General features: G+C 62.5%; 16 protein-coding genes. 12 read left to right on the top strand and 4 right to left on the bottom strand.

What is annotated here, in order from left to right; genetic code table 11:
* Nucleotides 1-55: 55 nt before the first annotated feature.
* A complete protein-coding gene (locus NKJ57_RS18250; protein ID WP_352512098.1) occupies nt 56-1,579 on the top strand; it encodes a sensor histidine kinase in 1,524 nt (507 codons plus the stop codon).
* A gap of 9 nt (nt 1,580-1,588) precedes the next feature.
* Here NKJ57_RS18250 and NKJ57_RS18245 read toward each other — a convergent pair whose 3' ends face one another.
* Nucleotides 1,589-2,581, bottom strand: a complete 993-nt coding sequence (locus NKJ57_RS18245; protein ID WP_023741200.1) for a nicotinate-nucleotide--dimethylbenzimidazole phosphoribosyltransferase — start codon at nt 2,579-2,581, stop codon at nt 1,589-1,591.
* Nucleotides 2,582-2,767: 186 nt separating this feature from the next.
* Between NKJ57_RS18245 and NKJ57_RS18240 the strand changes: the two genes are divergently transcribed.
* Complete coding sequence (locus NKJ57_RS18240; protein WP_023824914.1) at nt 2,768-3,001, top strand: DUF1289 domain-containing protein; 234 nt, start codon at nt 2,768-2,770, stop codon at nt 2,999-3,001.
* Between the two features lie 13 nt (nt 3,002-3,014).
* A complete protein-coding gene (locus NKJ57_RS18235; protein ID WP_023726599.1) occupies nt 3,015-3,719 on the top strand; it encodes a TIGR02281 family clan AA aspartic protease in 705 nt (234 codons plus the stop codon).
* Nucleotides 3,720-3,724: 5 nt separating this feature from the next.
* On the opposite strand, the gene dusA is transcribed toward NKJ57_RS18235, so the two are convergent.
* Entirely contained in the window at nt 3,725-4,720 is a 996-nt protein-coding gene (gene dusA, locus NKJ57_RS18230) for a tRNA dihydrouridine(20/20a) synthase DusA (RefSeq protein WP_023752256.1), read from the bottom strand.
* 781 nt (nt 4,721-5,501) lie between these two features.
* On the opposite strand from dusA, the gene NKJ57_RS18225 reads away from it, so the two are divergent.
* The 6 genes from NKJ57_RS18225 (at nt 5,502) to NKJ57_RS18200 (ending at nt 9,506) form a co-directional block, all read left to right on the top strand.
* Nucleotides 5,502-5,855, top strand: coding sequence for a hypothetical protein (locus NKJ57_RS18225; RefSeq protein ID WP_023752255.1), 354 nt, complete (start codon nt 5,502-5,504; stop codon nt 5,853-5,855).
* Between the two features lie 240 nt (nt 5,856-6,095).
* Nucleotides 6,096-6,572 (top strand): Hsp20 family protein, encoded by a 477-nt coding sequence (locus tag NKJ57_RS18220; RefSeq protein WP_023752254.1) that lies wholly within the window; start codon nt 6,096-6,098, stop codon nt 6,570-6,572.
* A gap of 74 nt (nt 6,573-6,646) precedes the next feature.
* Nucleotides 6,647-7,156, top strand: coding sequence for an Hsp20/alpha crystallin family protein (locus NKJ57_RS18215; RefSeq protein WP_023752253.1), 510 nt, complete (start codon nt 6,647-6,649; stop codon nt 7,154-7,156).
* Nucleotides 7,157-7,226: 70 nt separating this feature from the next.
* The gene (locus NKJ57_RS18210) at nt 7,227-7,997 is read left to right on the top strand and encodes an NADH dehydrogenase ubiquinone Fe-S protein 4 (RefSeq protein ID WP_352512099.1); all 771 of its coding nucleotides are present in this window, start codon (nt 7,227-7,229) and stop codon (nt 7,995-7,997) included.
* Nucleotides 7,998-8,200: 203 nt separating this feature from the next.
* Entirely contained in the window at nt 8,201-8,698 is a 498-nt protein-coding gene (locus tag NKJ57_RS18205) for a 2,4'-dihydroxyacetophenone dioxygenase family protein (RefSeq protein ID WP_023706884.1), read from the top strand.
* Between the two features lie 70 nt (nt 8,699-8,768).
* The gene (locus tag NKJ57_RS18200) at nt 8,769-9,506 is read left to right on the top strand and encodes an SDR family oxidoreductase (protein ID WP_023706883.1); all 738 of its coding nucleotides are present in this window, start codon (nt 8,769-8,771) and stop codon (nt 9,504-9,506) included.
* A gap of 661 nt (nt 9,507-10,167) precedes the next feature.
* On the opposite strand, the gene NKJ57_RS18195 is transcribed toward NKJ57_RS18200, so the two are convergent.
* Complete coding sequence (locus NKJ57_RS18195; RefSeq protein ID WP_352512100.1) at nt 10,168-10,578, bottom strand: hypothetical protein; 411 nt, start codon at nt 10,576-10,578, stop codon at nt 10,168-10,170.
* Between the two features lie 293 nt (nt 10,579-10,871).
* Nucleotides 10,872-11,966: a mandelate racemase/muconate lactonizing enzyme family protein gene (locus NKJ57_RS18190; protein WP_352512101.1), complete on the bottom strand. Its 1,095-nt coding sequence runs from the start codon at nt 11,964-11,966 to the stop codon at nt 10,872-10,874.
* 214 nt (nt 11,967-12,180) lie between these two features.
* Here NKJ57_RS18190 and NKJ57_RS18185 point away from each other — a divergent pair, with 214 nt between their 5' ends.
* The 3 genes from NKJ57_RS18185 (at nt 12,181) to NKJ57_RS18175 (ending at nt 15,603) form a co-directional block, all read left to right on the top strand.
* Nucleotides 12,181-12,903 (top strand): FCD domain-containing protein, encoded by a 723-nt coding sequence (locus tag NKJ57_RS18185; protein ID WP_023706881.1) that lies wholly within the window; start codon nt 12,181-12,183, stop codon nt 12,901-12,903.
* On the top strand, nt 12,900-14,519 hold the full coding sequence (locus tag NKJ57_RS18180) for a GMC family oxidoreductase (RefSeq protein ID WP_352512103.1): 1,620 nt from the start codon (nt 12,900-12,902) through the stop codon (nt 14,517-14,519). Before NKJ57_RS18185 ends, NKJ57_RS18180 begins: the two co-directional genes overlap by 4 nt.
* Nucleotides 14,520-14,622: 103 nt before the next feature.
* Nucleotides 14,623-15,603 (top strand): ABC transporter substrate-binding protein, encoded by a 981-nt coding sequence (locus NKJ57_RS18175; protein WP_023672664.1) that lies wholly within the window; start codon nt 14,623-14,625, stop codon nt 15,601-15,603.
* Nucleotides 15,604-15,649 lie beyond the last annotated feature (46 nt).

Below are 15,649 nucleotides of genomic sequence, written 5' to 3'. Positions count from 1 at the left end.
TCATTCGAACGTAGCTTAACGAATGAGATCGCTGCGCGCATAAATCGAAGTTTCCATGCCTCTGCTACGCTCGAACACAGCGGATAAATTCATTGTGGACCGCCGGAAACCGCACCGCAACAGCGATGTGGCGCGCGCGGTGCGCAAGACGCGCGACCGTCTTTCGCAGCAGGTCGGCAATCTCGACTTCGACCGCGAGCTGCTGAAGCTGCACGCCGGGACCATGGTGGGCGGCGCAGCCGTCATCCCACTGCTGGTGTTGGCGGTCGCGGCGGCCGGGCTGCTGGCCGGTGTGGACAAACAGATCAGCGTCTGGGCGCTGTTCACCCTGATCTGCTATTCGATCGTCGCCTTCATGGCGCGCCGCGTCGAGCGCACCGAAGCCGCCGAGCTCAATCCTGTTCGCACCCGCAGGGAATTCCTGATCGGACATTCGCTGTGCGGCCTCGGCTGGGCGTGGTTCGCATGGCTCGGCTGCGCCACCTGCCAGATCGACCAGTTCCAGGCCGCCAAGGCGGTGGTGCTGCTGCTGGCCATGGCGGCGACCGCTATCATGGCGTCGTCCTTGCGCGGCTCTCTGCTTGCCACCTTCGTCGTTCCGGTGGCGGTCTATGCCTATGCTGAAACGAAATTTTGGGTGCCGGTCGGGACGATCATGGTAGCCCTGCTGGTCGCGGCATTGCCGTTCTTTGCCTATATCGCGCGCCATCTCAACCGCTCGTCGCTGATACTTCTGTCCTTCCGCTCCGAAAAGGATGCGCTGCTCGCCGAGGTGGAGACAGCGAAATCAATGTCGGACGAAGCTCGTCGGCGGGCCGAAGACGCCAATCTGGCGAAGTCGCGCTTCCTTGCTTCTATGAGCCATGAGCTGAGGACGCCCCTCAACGCCATTCTCGGGTTTTCCGAGGTGATGGCCAATGAGGTGCTCGGGCCGATGAGCAACCCCACCTATCGCGACTACGCCCGCGACGTGCACGATTCCGGCCAGCATCTGCTCGACCTGATCAACGAAATCCTTGATCTGTCGCGCATCGAGGCCGGCCGCTATCAGCTCAACGAAGAGCCGGTGATGCTGCTCAACATCGCCGAAGATTGCTGCCACATGATGGAATTGAAGGCGCGCAACAAGGACATCCGCATCGTCCAGGATTTCGAAAGTGCCCTGCCGCGGCTGTTCGCCGACGAGCGCGCGGTGCGGCAGATCACGCTCAACCTCCTGTCCAACGCCATCAAATTCACCGCCACCGGCGGCGAAGTTCGCGTGCGCGTCGGCTGGACGGCGGGCGGCGGCCAGTACATTTCGGTCAAGGACAATGGGCCGGGCATACCGGAAGACGAAATCCCGATCGTGCTGTCCGCCTTCGGCCAGGGCTCGATCGCCATCAAGAGCGCCGAACAGGGCACCGGGCTCGGACTGCCGATTGTGCAGGGCCTGCTCGCCATGCATGGCGGCGAATTCGAACTTCAGTCGAAATTGCGCGAAGGCACCGAGGCAATCGCCATCTTCCCGCTCGCCCGAGTGATGGAGGAACTGCCGGCGCTGCCAACCAAGACCGTGGCGGCGGCCCGCCGACGTTGACAGCTTGTTCTAGGCTTTGACCGCCGCCGCCATGCCCGAACTGGTAAGCGCCGCCGCCTTGACCAGACCGGCGGCAAGGGCAGCCCCTACCCCTTCGCCGTGGCTGATGCCGAGATCGAACAGCGGCCTGAGGCCGAGCCGCTCGGCGGCAAGCCTTTGGCCGGGTTCGGGCGACTGGCTGGCCAGCAGGCAATGGTCGAGCGCACCCGGGTTGGCGGCATGCAGCACGGCAGCGGCGGCGGTCGCGGCGAAGCCGTCGAGCAGCACCGGGATTTTTTGCATCCGGGCGGCGAGGATGGCGCCGGCAATGGCCGCAAACTCGCGGCCACCGACCCGGCGCAGTGCTTCCAACGGGTCCTTCAGAGCCGCACCATGGAAGGCGACGGCTGCATCGACTACATCAGCTTTGCGCGCCTGCATGGCCGCGTCGGAGGCGGGGCCGACCCAGTCGGCGCCGCTGCCACCTAACAGGGCGGCGCACAAGGCCGCCGCAACGGTTGAGTTGCCGACGCCGAGATCGCCGAGGCAAATCAGATCGGCGCCACCGGCGATGGCTTCCATGCCGAAGGCCATGGTGGCGGCGCAGCCGCGTTCGTCGAGGGCGGCGTCCTCGGTGATGTCGGCGGTCGCAATGTGCAGCGCCAGATCGAACACCTTGAGGCCAAGATTGTTGGCGACGCAGATCTGGTTGATTGCCGCACCGCCGGCGGCGCACAGCTCAACGGCGTTTGCGGTCGCAGCGACAGGGCGCGGCGAGATGCCGTGGCGGGCCACGCCATGGTTACCGGCGAAGATCGCCACCAGGGGCCGGTTCACCGCCGGCGGGGCGCGCCCGCTCCAGGCAGCAAGCCAGGCGGCGATGTCCTCGATACGGCCAAGCGAGGCTTTCGGCTTGTCGGCCTTGGAAAACAGGGTGCGCACCCTGTTTTCCACGACTGTATCGGCAGGCGGCAGGCTCGCCAGCAGATTGCGAAAATCGTCGAAGGGCAGCGCGCTGGTCATGTCGGTCCTGATCATCCCCTGTGGTTGATCAGCGGCATAACCGCCTTGCCCGGCCGGCACAACTCCCCTCGACATTGGCGCGAAAGCGGTTGCCCGCGCCGCATTCCGAAGGGCTTGCATTGGCTTTGCCGTTGCACCATGTGGAGATGAAATGAGGATTCCGGACGGAGCCTTCAAGAGAAAGTCATGACGGCCATCGAATCCCCGTGCATCCTGGTCTGTTCGATCGACATGAAAACCGGCTTCTGCTTCGGCTGTGGCCGCACGCGCGATGAAATCGGCGCCTGGATGGGCATGACGCCGGAGGTACGCCGCAGCGTCATGGCCGAGTTGCCGGCCCGATTGGAAACGGTCGAGCGCCGGCCGCGCCGGGAAACACGCCGCAGCCGGATGGCGCGCGAGCGCGACGTCCTCTCTTGAGGCGGCAGGTCCAATGAACCGACTGTTCTGGATCGTGATGGCGGCAATCGGCCTCGGGCTGGTGCTGCTGATGATCAACAACGACGCCGGCAGCACGTTCGGCATCGAGAATTACGATTTCAGCCGTCTGGTCTGGCTGGGGGCGATCGGCTTGCTCGTCAGCGCCGGCCTTGTCCGGTCCGGCAGGCCGCTCGGCGTCATGGCCCGCAATCTCGGCACGTGGGCCCTGATCGTGCTGGCGCTCGTCGCCGGCTACCAGTACCGCTACGAGTTGCAGGATTTCGCCAGCCGGGTGACGGCGGGCCTCGTTCCCGGCAGCCCGCTGGCGCTCGGCGTCGAGGACGGCCATGCCACCGTGACCCTGGACAAGGCCGACAGCGGCCATTTCGAGGCCCGCATCACGATCAACGGCGCGCCGATCCGCACCGTCGTCGATACCGGCGCGACCAGTACAGTGCTCACCGCCGAAGACGCGCAGGCGGCCGGCTTCAATCCGGCCGCGCTGAGCTTCACCGTCCCGGTCTCGACCGCCAATGGCATGGCACGCGCCGCTTCGGTGCGCACCGACGAACTGGCGATCGGCGGCATCGTGCGCAAGAACATGCAGGTGATGGTCGCCGCGCCCGGCGCGCTCAGCCAGAGCCTGCTCGGCATGAATTTCATCGGTTCGCTGTCGGGTTTCGACGTGCGCGGCGACCGGATGATTCTGCGCGACTGAACTGCTTAAGCGGCCTTTTCAACACGGTCGAAATCGACGGCAGCGAACGCAGCCTTCAGCACATCCGGTCCGGCGCCGGGTTTCGTCGCGTCGGTAGATAGTATCTGCCGGAAGCGGCGCGCGCCGGGCAGGCCGTGGAACAGCCCGACCATGTGGCGGGTGACGTGGCCGAGCCGCCCGCCCTGCTCGATATGCCGCGCGGCGTAGTCGGCCATCGTGTCGATCAGCGCGGCAAAATCGTAGGCCCCGGCCTTGTCGCCGTAGAATGCCGCGTCGACGGCGGCCAGGATGCCTGGCGTGTGGTAGGCGGCGCGGCCAAGCATGGCGCCATCGACATGATCGAGGTGGCGAGCCGCCTCTTCGAGCGATTGAACGCCTCCATTGATGCCAATGAATTTGTTCGATTTTCTAGCCTTGAGGCGATAGACCCTGTCATAGTCGAGCGGCGGGATGTCGCGATTTTCCTTCGGGCTCAGACCCTCCAGCCAAGCCTTGCGCGCATGCACCCACAGCGCGTCGGCGCCGGCCGCGAAAACGCCGTCGGCCAGCGCGTCGAGCGCGGGCTCCGGATCCTGCTCGTCGACGCCGATGCGGCATTTGACCGTCACCGGGATTGTCACCGCCGCCTTCATCGCCGCCACACAATCGGCGACGAGGTCAGGCACTTTCATCAGGCAGGCGCCGAACGTGCCGGACTGGACGCGGTCGGACGGACAGCCGACATTGAGATTGATCTCGTCGTAACCGAAGCCCTCGCCGATGCGCGCCGCCTCGGCCAGCTTTTGCGGATCGGAGCCGCCGAGCTGCAGTGCCACCGGATGTTCGGTCTCGTCAAAACCAAGCAGCCGCTCGCGCGCACCATGGATGACAGCGTCCGCCACCACCATTTCGGTGTAGAGCAGCGCACGCCGCGTCAGCTGGCGGTGGAAGAACCGGCAATGCCGGTCGGTCCAGTCCATCATCGGGGCCACGGCCAGTTTATGCTCTTGGTATTTCAGCATCTGTTTAACATCAGAACCTTAGAACCTACCGCACACGCTGCGTCAGCGAGACCTTCCTGCAACGCGAGGATGCGCGGCGCCGGGGCACCGACACCAAGTCGGTCCGCAGTGAGACGCCGACAAGCCCTGTTAGCGCGCCTGAAGCCTTCGGCGAACTCATCGACCTCCATATCGACGACATGTGCGATGTAGGCAAGTCCCCTCGCCGCTCCAAGGCCGCAGCCCTCGCTATGCTCCGAACATCTGGGGAAGTGCAGCATCGCCACCCTCGATCGCGAACGGCTCGTTCGCTTTGGTCGTGATCGAGCCGCCCAGGGTGCCGGACCGATCACTCTCGGTATCGACATCACCTGGGGAAGTCGTTGAGCGTCGTTTGATCCTGGATGATCTGCCTGGTCGTGATCGCGACAGCCGCTGGCAGTCTCTGACACACGATTGCGCTGAAGTCGTTCGGAATTTCCTGTGCGATGGCCGGAACAAGGCGGCCGGTCGAGAGCATCAGGGCTCAGTGATCAAGCCAATGCACAAGGTCCTGGAGAGGGTAAGACATGACTGTTTCTCCTGCCGGATTCGGCCTTCGAGTTCGCCCGAGGTCAGAATTGAGATTCTCGCCGATTGTTTGACCGGCCCGATAAAATGGTTCCAAGGCGTTGACGACGGCAATGTGACCCGTGCCGAGCCATTGAAACTTGCTTGAGACGTTCCAAAATTTCGCCGGCGGGAATGGCGAGAGCCGCCAGACTCAAACACGCATGAGATTGTCTGAAGCCGAGGACCATCCATGGAAGGACCCATTTCGACCTATTTTGCATCGATTGAACCCGTGGCCCCCGACGTTTTTCTGGACCGCTTGCTGCATCCGGCGCGGCATTTCAAACAGCCCCACGACGTTTTGGCCGACGTTGCCCTGGACGCTCAGGAGAAGCGCGCCATTCTTTCGTCATGGGCGTCGGATGCCTGCGCCGTAGAATCCGTGCCAGCGCTTCGCATGCTGCCGGGAGCGGGTGAACCGGTCAGCTTCGACACGATCATGGATGCGTTGCAACAGTTGGATCAATCGGATGAGCGTGCCGGTCCTGACTGCAGTGACAGCGCGGCAGTGGCCGCGTTCGTACCATTCGTCGATCGGATTTAAGGGCGACGTAGTTGTTCTTGCACCATGGACCCGTCGGCGAGTGACCCCGCCGGCGGAAGGGGTGGCATTGGTGCGTTCGCCCAGATTGCCGATGAAAATTTTCCTATTCTTGCTCTTGAAGGTGTAAGTCGCGATTCTAAATTGATGGTCGCCGGCAGCCTAATGGGGCCGGCAACACCAGGAGGCGGCAAGGCTCTTGGCGCCTTCTGTTGTCCATGTTGCTCAAAGGAGGATGTGGCTATGAAGACAAACCTCGATTTTACCCCTCTATACCGGTCCAGCATCGGCTTCGACCGCATGGTCGACATGCTTGAAAGTGCGAGTCGTGTGGCCTCGTTCGACAACTGGCCGCCCTACGATATCGCCAAGGTTGATGATGATCAGTATCGCATCACGATGGCGGTCGCCGGTTTCCCGCAGGACCAGTTGACCGTCACCTACCAGCCCAACATGCTGGTTGTGAGCGGGTCGCAATCCGGCGATGAGAACGGCCAGTATCTCTACCGCGGCATCAACGGGCGCGCTTTCGAGCGTCGGTTCGAACTGGCCGATCATGTCAAAGTCGAGGGCGCCAGCCTTGAGAACGGGCTGCTGAGCATCGATCTCAAGCGCGAGGTTCCCGAGGAGATGAAACCGCGCAAGATCGAAATCTCCAGCGGGGCTCCCATGCCGAAGATCGAGGCTCCCAAGGTCGAGACCGACAAGCTGGCCGCCTGAGCAATCCACCATGAAGGCTTTCGCTTGAGCCGGGCGTCCCGCCCGGCTCAGAGACCTACGAAAGGAGAAAGACAATGAGCGTACGTGACTTGATCCCATGGGGCCGGGGCAACGGAAACTCGGCGCCCAGTCTCTTCCCTGATGGAGATCGAGACCCCTTCGTCTCCCTCCACCGGGAGGTAAACCGGCTGTTCGATGACGCCTTCCGCAGCTTTGGCGCCAGACTGCCGGCCTTCGGTCCCTCTTTCGCCGCCAGTTGGCCGAATGTCGAAATCTCCGACACGGACAAGGAAGTCCGCGTCACGGCGGAAATACCTGGCCTGGACGAGAGCGACATAGAAGTCCTGCTGGAAAATGGGGCGCTCAAGCTTAAAGGCGAGAAGCGTTCCGAGACCGAGGACAAGGACCGGCAGTTCTCCGAGCGCTTCTACGGTCGCTTCGAGCGCCTCATTCCGCTCGGCTACGAGGTTGAAGAAGACAAGGTCAACGCCGCCTTCAAGAACGGGGTGCTGACCGTGACGTTGCCCAAGACCGAGCGGGCGCAGGCGAAGGCCAAGCGGATCGCAATCAACGGGAAGAACTGACGGATGCAGTATGGGTGGCGGCCCTTACGGCCGCTGCCCGTGCGACCCTTCATAACGGGAGGGACAGGCAATGGAGACAGTTCAAAGCAGCGACAACATCAGGAACCCAACCAAGACGTCCGTCCGGCCGGACAATGACAATCGGCCTCGTCTAGACGGGCCGGCTTTGTCAATGGGACGGTCAGTGTTTCCGGACGGCGCAACGGCGCGGATCTACCAGCCATGCCGCCCGGCCATGACCTCGGCAAAGCCCCGCAAGGCCTGGCGATTGGTCTTCGAACGCCGCACAGCCCCGTTCATCGAGCCGCTGATGGGCTATACCGGTGGCCGGGACACCCTGACCCAGGTTGAACTGAACTTTCCGACGCTGGAAGCGGCGATCCGTTATGCCGAGCGTCGAGGCCTCAATTACGTGGTGCAGGCGGCACCTCCTGCTTCCCCGGCCAAGATCAGGAGACAACATGTATCGGAGGAGAAACAGGCCTTTTCCGACCTGGTTTGGCAGCGGCTGCAGTTGGCTTGGCTCCAGGCAAGTCACGGCTATGGCGCCGGTGCACAGGCAGCGCACATACAGACGGCGCTTTCGGAGCCCGAGACATTCTACGCCTCTCCGATGGAGGTCGTGGACGACCCGGTGCTCGCACCCGACGAGAAACGCGCCGTGCTCAAGAACTGGGCCTGGAACGAGTATCTGATCGACCTGGCCACCGCCGAAGGCATGCCGGAAAATGCACGCCCGTCGCGATTGGACGAGGTCGAACTCGCCTTGCTGGCCTTGGAAGTCCGAAACCGGGGCTTCCAGACCAGGACCAGCCCGGTGCACTCCCGGATAGCCGCATGATAAGGCAAGAAGGAACCCACTGATCGTCTTCGACGCCCAACGGACCATCCCGAAACCCTTCCCGCTTGCGGTCGCGGCAGCGAGCGGGCGCGCGCCGACAACTTTCCCAACGCGTGGGCGCCCGATTGCGCCTCGGCAGAACTCGGCCCAGTTGTTAGGATCGCGCTGATATGGACTCCAATGAATTGGCGACAGAGGTTCCTATGTATCAATCCTTCAACGGCTCCGCCCATCCCCTGGCACCGAAAGAGATCGCGATCGCTGCCGTCCCCGAAGACGAGCGTGTCTGGGTCCCACAGGCGGAGGGCGTGTGGTTCCGACCACTTATGCTCAACACAATGCAAGGGCAGTGGTGCAATCTGCTCCGCGTACGCCGGGCCGGGATATTAAGCCGTCATCTGCATCCGGCCCCCGTGCATGGCTATGTGATCAAGGGGCGTTGGCACTATCTTGAACACGACTGGATGGCAGAGACCGGATCTTACGTTTTCGAGCCGCCCGGTGAAATCCACACGCTCACGGTTCCAAGCGACGTGCCCGAGATGATCACCTTCTTCAACATCTCCGGCTGCATGGTTTACCTGGACAAGGATAACAAGCAGATTGGTTTCGAGGACGTTTTCACCAAGATCGACATGTGCAGAAATCACTATGCGAGCGTGGGTCTCGGTGACGATTTCGTCGATCAATTCGTACGGTAGACACCCGCCCGTTTGTCTTCCGCTGCGATGAGTTCGCGCTCCGCCACAGAGGCGAAACGAGGAGATTTTGGTGACCGATTCCATATGGGCCATGCCCTTCTTCGCGGGCAAGATCGTCGTCATTACCGGAGGCACGACAGGCATCGGAAACGGCATCGCCATGGCGTTCGCCGGGGCCGGGGCAATCGTCCACGCGACGGGGGCCACGGCCGCCGAGGTGGCGGCCGCTCGTGCATACGGCACCGCCGTCTCGTATTCAGTACTCGACGTCCGGGACATGACTGCGGTCGAAGGATATTCCAGTCAGTTCACATCCGTTGCAGCGCTCGTAAATTGCGCAGGGGTAAACCTGCGCGCCGCCGAATTCACTGTCCAGGGTTTCGAAACGGTGGTCGATATCAATCTCACCGGCTCCATGCGGAGTGCGAGCGCGTTCCGAGGGGCACTCTCGAACGGGGGCGCCATCGTCAACATCGCCTCGATGTTCGCGTTTTTCGGCGCGGCTCATGCGCCGGCTTACGCCGCATCCAAGGGCGCCATCGTGCAACTTACCAAGTCGCTCGCCATCGCCTATGCCGGGGATGGCATTCGCGTAAACGCATTGGCGCCTGGCTGGATCGAGACCGCCATGACCGCCGCGCCACGGGCCGATCCAGCTCGCAACGCGGAATTGATGAAACGCACTCCGATGGGTCGCTGGGGTACGCCGGGCGACCTGACTGGCCCCGCCTTGTTCTTGTGTTCGCCGCTCGCGGGGTTCATCACTGGGGCAATTTTGCCGGTTGACGGTGGCTATCTCATTGCGTGAGGCGTTGGCTATGCTGCGCGACCGATCTCCAAGCCTGTGTCGTCGAGATCAAGATCGAACGCGACCAATCGACCATGCCTGACCGCAATTGCCGCCACCAACTCCGCAAGCTCGCCATCCGTATGCTCGCAAAAAGCTGCCTGTTTCCTGACAATCGTGACCGCATCCCGGGTCGATACGACAGAGAACGGCCTCCGGGATCTCACGAAGGATTCCGCAACCTCCGCGACGGATGGAGCTCGGTCAAAATTATCTTGCATACTTGCACCTCTGTACGACGCTAGCCCAAGCTCGGCCCACGCAAATTGTTCCCACTGGCCTAATGCAGCCTGGTTGGCATCCGGCCTGGGCTCCTTGTGTGCGAAGGCCGGGAGCAACGCGACATGGCCGTCGCCGTGCCTTGGACAGTAGGCTGGACGCATTCGTCTCCACTCAACCAAAGGTCACGCCATCGGCCAGTCCTCGCTACATGCTTCAAATGCGAACACGAGCGCGACGCTACAGACGAGGAGGATCAGATGTGTCCAAGCCGCTCGCCAAAGTTTCCGATCCTCGGACCACCGCAGTTCCCGCGCAACAAGTCGCCGGGAGATCTGTTTGCTCGCGTTGATTGCGGTCGACTGACTCCTGGCTCATTCGCCGCCTCGCCGGCTGGCTCCGGTCAGCCGGCCTGGTCCGTCTCCGTCATCGCTGGCCGGCGGACGATCCAATCCACCAAACCGGCTTCGGTCTGCTCGCAGGCCACGAATTCGCGCACCAGACTTCGCGCCAGCTCGCGCCATTGACACTCGGGCACGTTCATCTCCGCGATCAGATCTCGGCATGCAGCGCGTATGATGTCGGCATCGAAGGCTGACACGGCGACAGGACCACGGTCTGTATTCTTTGCTCGAGGAGTGTCGTCGCCCTGACGTTCGCGGAAGCGCCTCAGCACCTCGCGCGATGTGGCGATCGCTTGTCGGGTTTGACTCATAGCCTCGTAAAATCCAACTTCGCGGACCGGTGAGCGGTGCCGTGATAGAATGAAGTCCTCCATAACCGGATGCGCAGTGTCCGTACGCGTTGCAACCATCGCCGCCTCCCTGCAGGCGCACCCAATGCTTGCAGCTTCTGCCCGTTTTCGGGCGGCCGCCTGCATTTGTCGTGTCGCTGCTATGATCGCGTGAGTTAAAGCCGGTGAAGCGTCGCTGCAATTACAAATGTAAGTGTGGCATCCGATAAGTGGTATGCCCGCTGGCTGCGGCGGCGGCGAGTTCGTTCTTCAGACGGTCGAAGTCTTCCTCGGCGAAGCGCTCTCCGCGTTGCCGGAACGAGGAAGCAGGATCTGGACAAAATGCATGCGGCCGTGCCGCCGTTCAGGGGGCGCTATTGGCGAAAATCCGCCAATTTGCGCCAATCGAAGACAACGCCCACTCCAGGCTCGTCGGGTGCTATCGCCAAACCATCCTGAAGCCTAAGCGGCTCGGTGGTGTAAAGGTCAATATCGAAACTATGCGCCTCCACCCAGCCGGCATTTGTCTGACCTGCAACGAGGCTGACATGAAGTTCCTGCATCCCGTGACTGCAGACCGGAATGCCAGCCTTGCGTGAGAGCGCTGCCACGCGCAGCCAGCCGGTGACCCCGCCGCAGTTGGAGGCGTCGGGTTGGATGTAGGCGAGATTCGACCAAGCGAAGGCATGCTCGAACTCCTCGATGACATGCAGGTTTTCTCCCATTGCCAGGGGCATTCCGGTCGCCTTGGCAATGCTGGCGTAACCCTCATAGTCGTCGGGTATGATGGGCTCCTCGAACCACAGCAGATCGTAGGCGGCGAATGCTCTCGCTGCCTCGATCGCTCGCGGGACGTCGAGCGCGTAGTTGGCGTCAACCATAAAGGTGACATGAGGGCCGATGCGCTCGCGGACTGCCTTCACCCGGGCCACATCCTCGGCCAGGTCGTCCTTGCCGACCTTGATCTTCACCCCGGTGAAGCCGGCATTGAGATAGGAATCGATGCTGGCCAAAAGCTGATCGAGGGTAAAGTTTAGGTCGATGCCGCCGCGATAGGCCTTGGCGCTCTTCCCGGCCCCGCCCGCCATCTGCCAAAGCGGCAGGCCGCTACGCCGGCCCTTGAGGTCCCATAATGCGATGTCGATCGCCGAGATCGCGAAAGAAGCGATGCCGCCGCGCCCGACATAGTGGATGTGCCAGAGCATGCCGTCGTAGATCGTGTCGATTTGCGTTGCGTCGCGTGCCTTGAGGAACGGCGCGAGGTCGTGATCGATCATTGCCTTGATCGCATAGCCGCCCCTGCCCCCGGTGTAGGTGTAGCCTGTGCCCTCGGTGCCGTCGGCAAGCCTCAGCGTGACGGTGACCAGCTCGAAATGCGTGTGCGCGCCGTGCTTGGCATCGGTCATCACCTCACGCAGTGGGACCCGGAACAGCCGGGTCTCGGCTTCCTTGATTTCGGTGCGGCTCATGCTGCGCTCCATTCAGGTTTTTTCATCGGACCATAATTGCACCGGCAGCGCTGACTGGCAACAATGTGGCTGATCTTTCAGCGGTTCTGAAGCCAATCCGTCATGTTTGGTCCTACAAACGCATCAATCGGCTTGTGCTTTGGTCCGATTTACCTTCTAATAACAGGACCATCTGGGAGGAAAAGGCTTGGTGGATACGGAAGAGCGTCCTGAGATGCCCGCGGCTATTCTCGCCGCCCGCGCGGCCGACGCGATGGTGGCCGGCATAGAGGCCGACATCACGTCCGGAAGGCTTGGCGACGGCAGCTACCTGCCGGCCGAGCGCGAACTGATGATCGAGTATGGTGTCGGCCGGGGCGTTGTGCGTGAGGCGATTGCGCGCCTGGCCAGCCGCGGCCTGGTGGAAGCGCGTCCGCGGTTCCGGCCCGTGGCGCGTCGGCCTGGCCTGGATGCCGCGCTCGGCGCCCTCGACGGCATTGTAGGACATCTGCTGAGCGACCAGGCGGGCGTGAAGAACCTCTACGACATGCGCGTCTTCCTCGAGGCGTCGCTGGCGCGCAACGCCGCCATCCATGCCCGCAAGGATGACGTCACAGCCCTGAGGGCGGCGCTGGCGATGAACGAGGCGGCCATCCCGGATTCTGAGAAATTCTATGCGACGGACGTGGCGTTCCACGCAGCGCTCTATGACATCGCGCGCAACCCGGTGCTGCCTGTCGTGCACAAGGCATTTACCGCATGGCTGTCGCCGCATTGGATGCGCATGCCACGGTCGCCCGAGCGCAACCGCGTGAATTTCCTCAGCCATCGTGAAATCTGCACGGCCATCCTTGAGCGAGATCCTGACGGCGCCGAGCGGGCGCTGCTCAACCACCTCTCGGCGGCCTGGGAGTATGTCCGCGGAACATTCGAAAGCCGTGAGGCGCCGGAAGCATGACGCAGTCCTACGACCATATCGTGGTGGGCGGCGGAGCAGCCGGCTGCGTCGCGGCGGCAAGGCTTGTCAAAGCGGGACGGCGAACCCTGCTGCTGGAGGCCGGCCATTCCCATCATCACCCCTTGCTCGACATGCCGCCCGGCATCTTCAAGATGATCAACGGCTCGAAATTCATGCGCTATCACCGCACCGAGCCGCAGGCCCATCTCGACGGGCGCGTCCATGAAATCTCGCAAGGCAACGTGCTGGGCGGCGGCACCTCGGTCAACGCCCAGGTCTACATGCGAGGCCGCTCGGCCGATTATGAGGAGTGGGACGAACTGCTGCGCGGCAACAATGCCGGCGTGCGCTGGAACTGGCAGGCGGTGCTGCCGCATTTCACCGGCATGGAGGGAAACAACCGCCTCGGCGGCGAACTGCATGGCAGCGAAGGTCCGCTGCTGGTCTCGGATCCAGCCCACATCGATGATGTTTCCCGTTGGTTCGTCCAAGCGGTCCAAGGCCTTGGATTGCCGTACAACCATGACTTCAACGGACCGTCGCAGCGCGGGGTCGGCTTCTACCAGTTCATGAACCGGCGGGGAAAGCGAAGCAGCGCCGCCTACGCCTTCATCGAGCCGCTGACGAATGATCCCAAGCTGACGCTGAAACTCAATTGCACAGTCAGCCGGCTGCTGATCGAAAAAGGTCGGGTCACCGGCGTCATCTACTCGGATGCGTCGGGCGCCGAGCATACCGTCCATGCGGATGCCGACGTGATCGTCTCGTCCGGTGCCCTCGTCTCGCCAAAATTGCTCATGCTGTCCGGCATCGGCCCCGCCGAGGCGCTTGCCGGGCACGGCATTTCCTGCGTCGCCGACCTGCCTGGGGTCGGCGAAAACCTGATCGACCATCCGGAGGTGCCGATCATCGCCACCGCAAACGGCCCATACGGCTATTTCAGGCAGAGCCAAGGCTGGCGGATGATCAGGAACGGCCTGCATTTCAAGCTCTTCGGCACCGGCACGATCCTGTCAGCGGGGGTGGAGGCCGGAGCCTTCGTCAATCCGGCCGATCCCGAGGGCGAACCGACGATCCAGGCCTTCTGCGTGCCGCACGTCTATCTGGACCGCGATATCCTGACCTTGGTCGAGAACACCTATGGGCTTACCGTGACGACAGTGGTGGTGAAGCCAAAGTCGCGCGGTTTCGTGAGGCTGCGTTCGGCGGATCCGAAGGACATGCCGATCGTTTCGCCGAACCTCCTTAAACATCCCGACGACATGAGGGAAATGATCTACGGCCAGCGTTATTTCCTGCAGGCTTTTCAGACCAAGCCGCTCGCCGATCGGGTCAAGGCCATTGCCGTGCCAAGCCAGGGTGATCTCAGCGACGAAGCCATGACAAAGCATTGCAAGCGCTTTGTGAAGACCAACTACCATCCGGCCGGGACATGCCGGATGGGCTCGGACAGCGACCGGATGGCGGTTCTGGACGCGGCGCTGCGCGTGCGCGGAATAGACAATCTGCGGGTTGCCGACATGTCGGCCTGCCCCAACATCAATGCCGGCAATACGGCGGCGCCCGCCATGATGCTGGGCGACCGCTGCGCCGACTTTATTTTGGAGGCGGCATAGCGCCTGATCCAGCTTGCCGACTGCGTCATCGCCGAAGCCGTCTGGGCCGATTATCGTGAGGAAATTACACAGTCGCAGAAGCGACAATAAAGGAGGAAAGAGCATGATCATTACCCGTCGAAAACTACTGGTTGGCTCCGCCGCCGGCGCGGTCGCGCTGACACTCGGCTCACGCGCCTTCGCGGCGCTCCCGCCGCTCGCCAAGAAGGACAAGTACAAGGTCGGTTTCGCCCAGACGGAAAGCAACAATCCGTGGCGTCTTGCCGAGACCAAGAGCATGCAGGACGAAGCCGCCAAGCTTGGCCATCAGCTGGTCTACACGGATGCCGCCGGTTCGTCGGCCAAGCAGGCCTCCGACGTGAACTCGATGATCGCGCAGGGCGTCGACGCAATCTTCCTGCCGCCCCGCGAAGACAAGCCCCTGGTGCCGGTCATTCTTGCCGCGCGCGATGCCGGCATACCGGTGTTTCTGGTCGACCGCGACGTTGATCACACCATGGCCAAGCCGGGCGAGGATTATGTCTGCTTCATCGGTTCGGATTTCATCGAGGAGGCGACACGCGTCGGCGAATGGCTGGTCAAGAACGCCAATGGCAAGTCGAAGATCATCGAGCTGGAAGGCACGACCGGAGCCTCGGCCGCTACCGACCGCAAGAAAGGCTTCGACGATTTCATCGCCAAGCACTCGCAGTTCACCATCCTGGCGTCGCAGTCCGGCGACTTCGCCCGTGACAAGGGCCGGCAGGTCGCCGAGACGCTGCTTCAGGCGCACCCTGATGCGGATATCATCTACGCGCATAATGATGAGATGGCGCTGGGCGCCATCGCCGCTCTGGAAGCAGCCGGCAAGACCCCGGGCAAGGATGTGCTGATCTTGTCGATCGACGGCGAGAAGGAAGGCGTCCAGGCGATCATTGACGGCAAGATCGGCGCTATCTGCGCTTGCAGCCCGCTGTTCGGGCCGAAGGCCTTCGCTACGATGGCCGACTATGCGGCCGGCAAGAAGATCCCGCCGTTCATCAAGAACGAGGATGCCTTCTTCGACGCCACGAACGCGAAGAAAGACTTCGATATTGCGTTCTGATATCCACTTTCTTTCCAGTTGCCCTACCCGCTTCGGCGGGTAGGGT

This window comes from Mesorhizobium sp. M0077, from assembly GCF_040322955.1.
Classification (GTDB): domain Bacteria; phylum Pseudomonadota; class Alphaproteobacteria; order Rhizobiales; family Rhizobiaceae; genus Mesorhizobium.
Note: the sequence above shows the minus strand (reverse complement) of the source record. Positions and strands in the feature narration are given on the sequence as shown.

Excerpts from the sequence above, each read along its gene's own strand:
- NKJ57_RS18245 (WP_023741200.1), bottom strand. The coding sequence starts at position 2,581 with ATGACCAGCGCGCTGCCCTTCGACGATTTTCGCAATCTGCTGGCGAGC.
- NKJ57_RS18250 (WP_352512098.1), top strand. The coding sequence starts at position 56 with ATGCCTCTGCTACGCTCGAACACAGCGGATAAATTCATTGTGGACCGC.
- NKJ57_RS18175 (WP_023672664.1), top strand. The coding sequence starts at position 14,623 with ATGATCATTACCCGTCGAAAACTACTGGTTGGCTCCGCCGCCGGCGCG.
- NKJ57_RS18215 (WP_023752253.1), top strand. The coding sequence starts at position 6,647 with ATGAGCGTACGTGACTTGATCCCATGGGGCCGGGGCAACGGAAACTCG.
- NKJ57_RS18220 (WP_023752254.1), top strand. The coding sequence starts at position 6,096 with ATGAAGACAAACCTCGATTTTACCCCTCTATACCGGTCCAGCATCGGC.
- NKJ57_RS18180 (WP_352512103.1), top strand. The coding sequence starts at position 12,900 with ATGACGCAGTCCTACGACCATATCGTGGTGGGCGGCGGAGCAGCCGGC.
- NKJ57_RS18240 (WP_023824914.1), top strand. The coding sequence starts at position 2,768 with ATGACGGCCATCGAATCCCCGTGCATCCTGGTCTGTTCGATCGACATG.
- dusA (WP_023752256.1), bottom strand. The coding sequence starts at position 4,720 with ATGCTGAAATACCAAGAGCATAAACTGGCCGTGGCCCCGATGATGGAC.
- NKJ57_RS18235 (WP_023726599.1), top strand. The coding sequence starts at position 3,015 with ATGAACCGACTGTTCTGGATCGTGATGGCGGCAATCGGCCTCGGGCTG.
- NKJ57_RS18185 (WP_023706881.1), top strand. The coding sequence starts at position 12,181 with ATGCCCGCGGCTATTCTCGCCGCCCGCGCGGCCGACGCGATGGTGGCC.
- NKJ57_RS18210 (WP_352512099.1), top strand. The coding sequence starts at position 7,227 with ATGGAGACAGTTCAAAGCAGCGACAACATCAGGAACCCAACCAAGACG.
- NKJ57_RS18195 (WP_352512100.1), bottom strand. The coding sequence starts at position 10,578 with ATGGTTGCAACGCGTACGGACACTGCGCATCCGGTTATGGAGGACTTC.
- NKJ57_RS18225 (WP_023752255.1), top strand. The coding sequence starts at position 5,502 with ATGGAAGGACCCATTTCGACCTATTTTGCATCGATTGAACCCGTGGCC.
- NKJ57_RS18205 (WP_023706884.1), top strand. The coding sequence starts at position 8,201 with ATGTATCAATCCTTCAACGGCTCCGCCCATCCCCTGGCACCGAAAGAG.
- NKJ57_RS18190 (WP_352512101.1), bottom strand. The coding sequence starts at position 11,966 with ATGAGCCGCACCGAAATCAAGGAAGCCGAGACCCGGCTGTTCCGGGTC.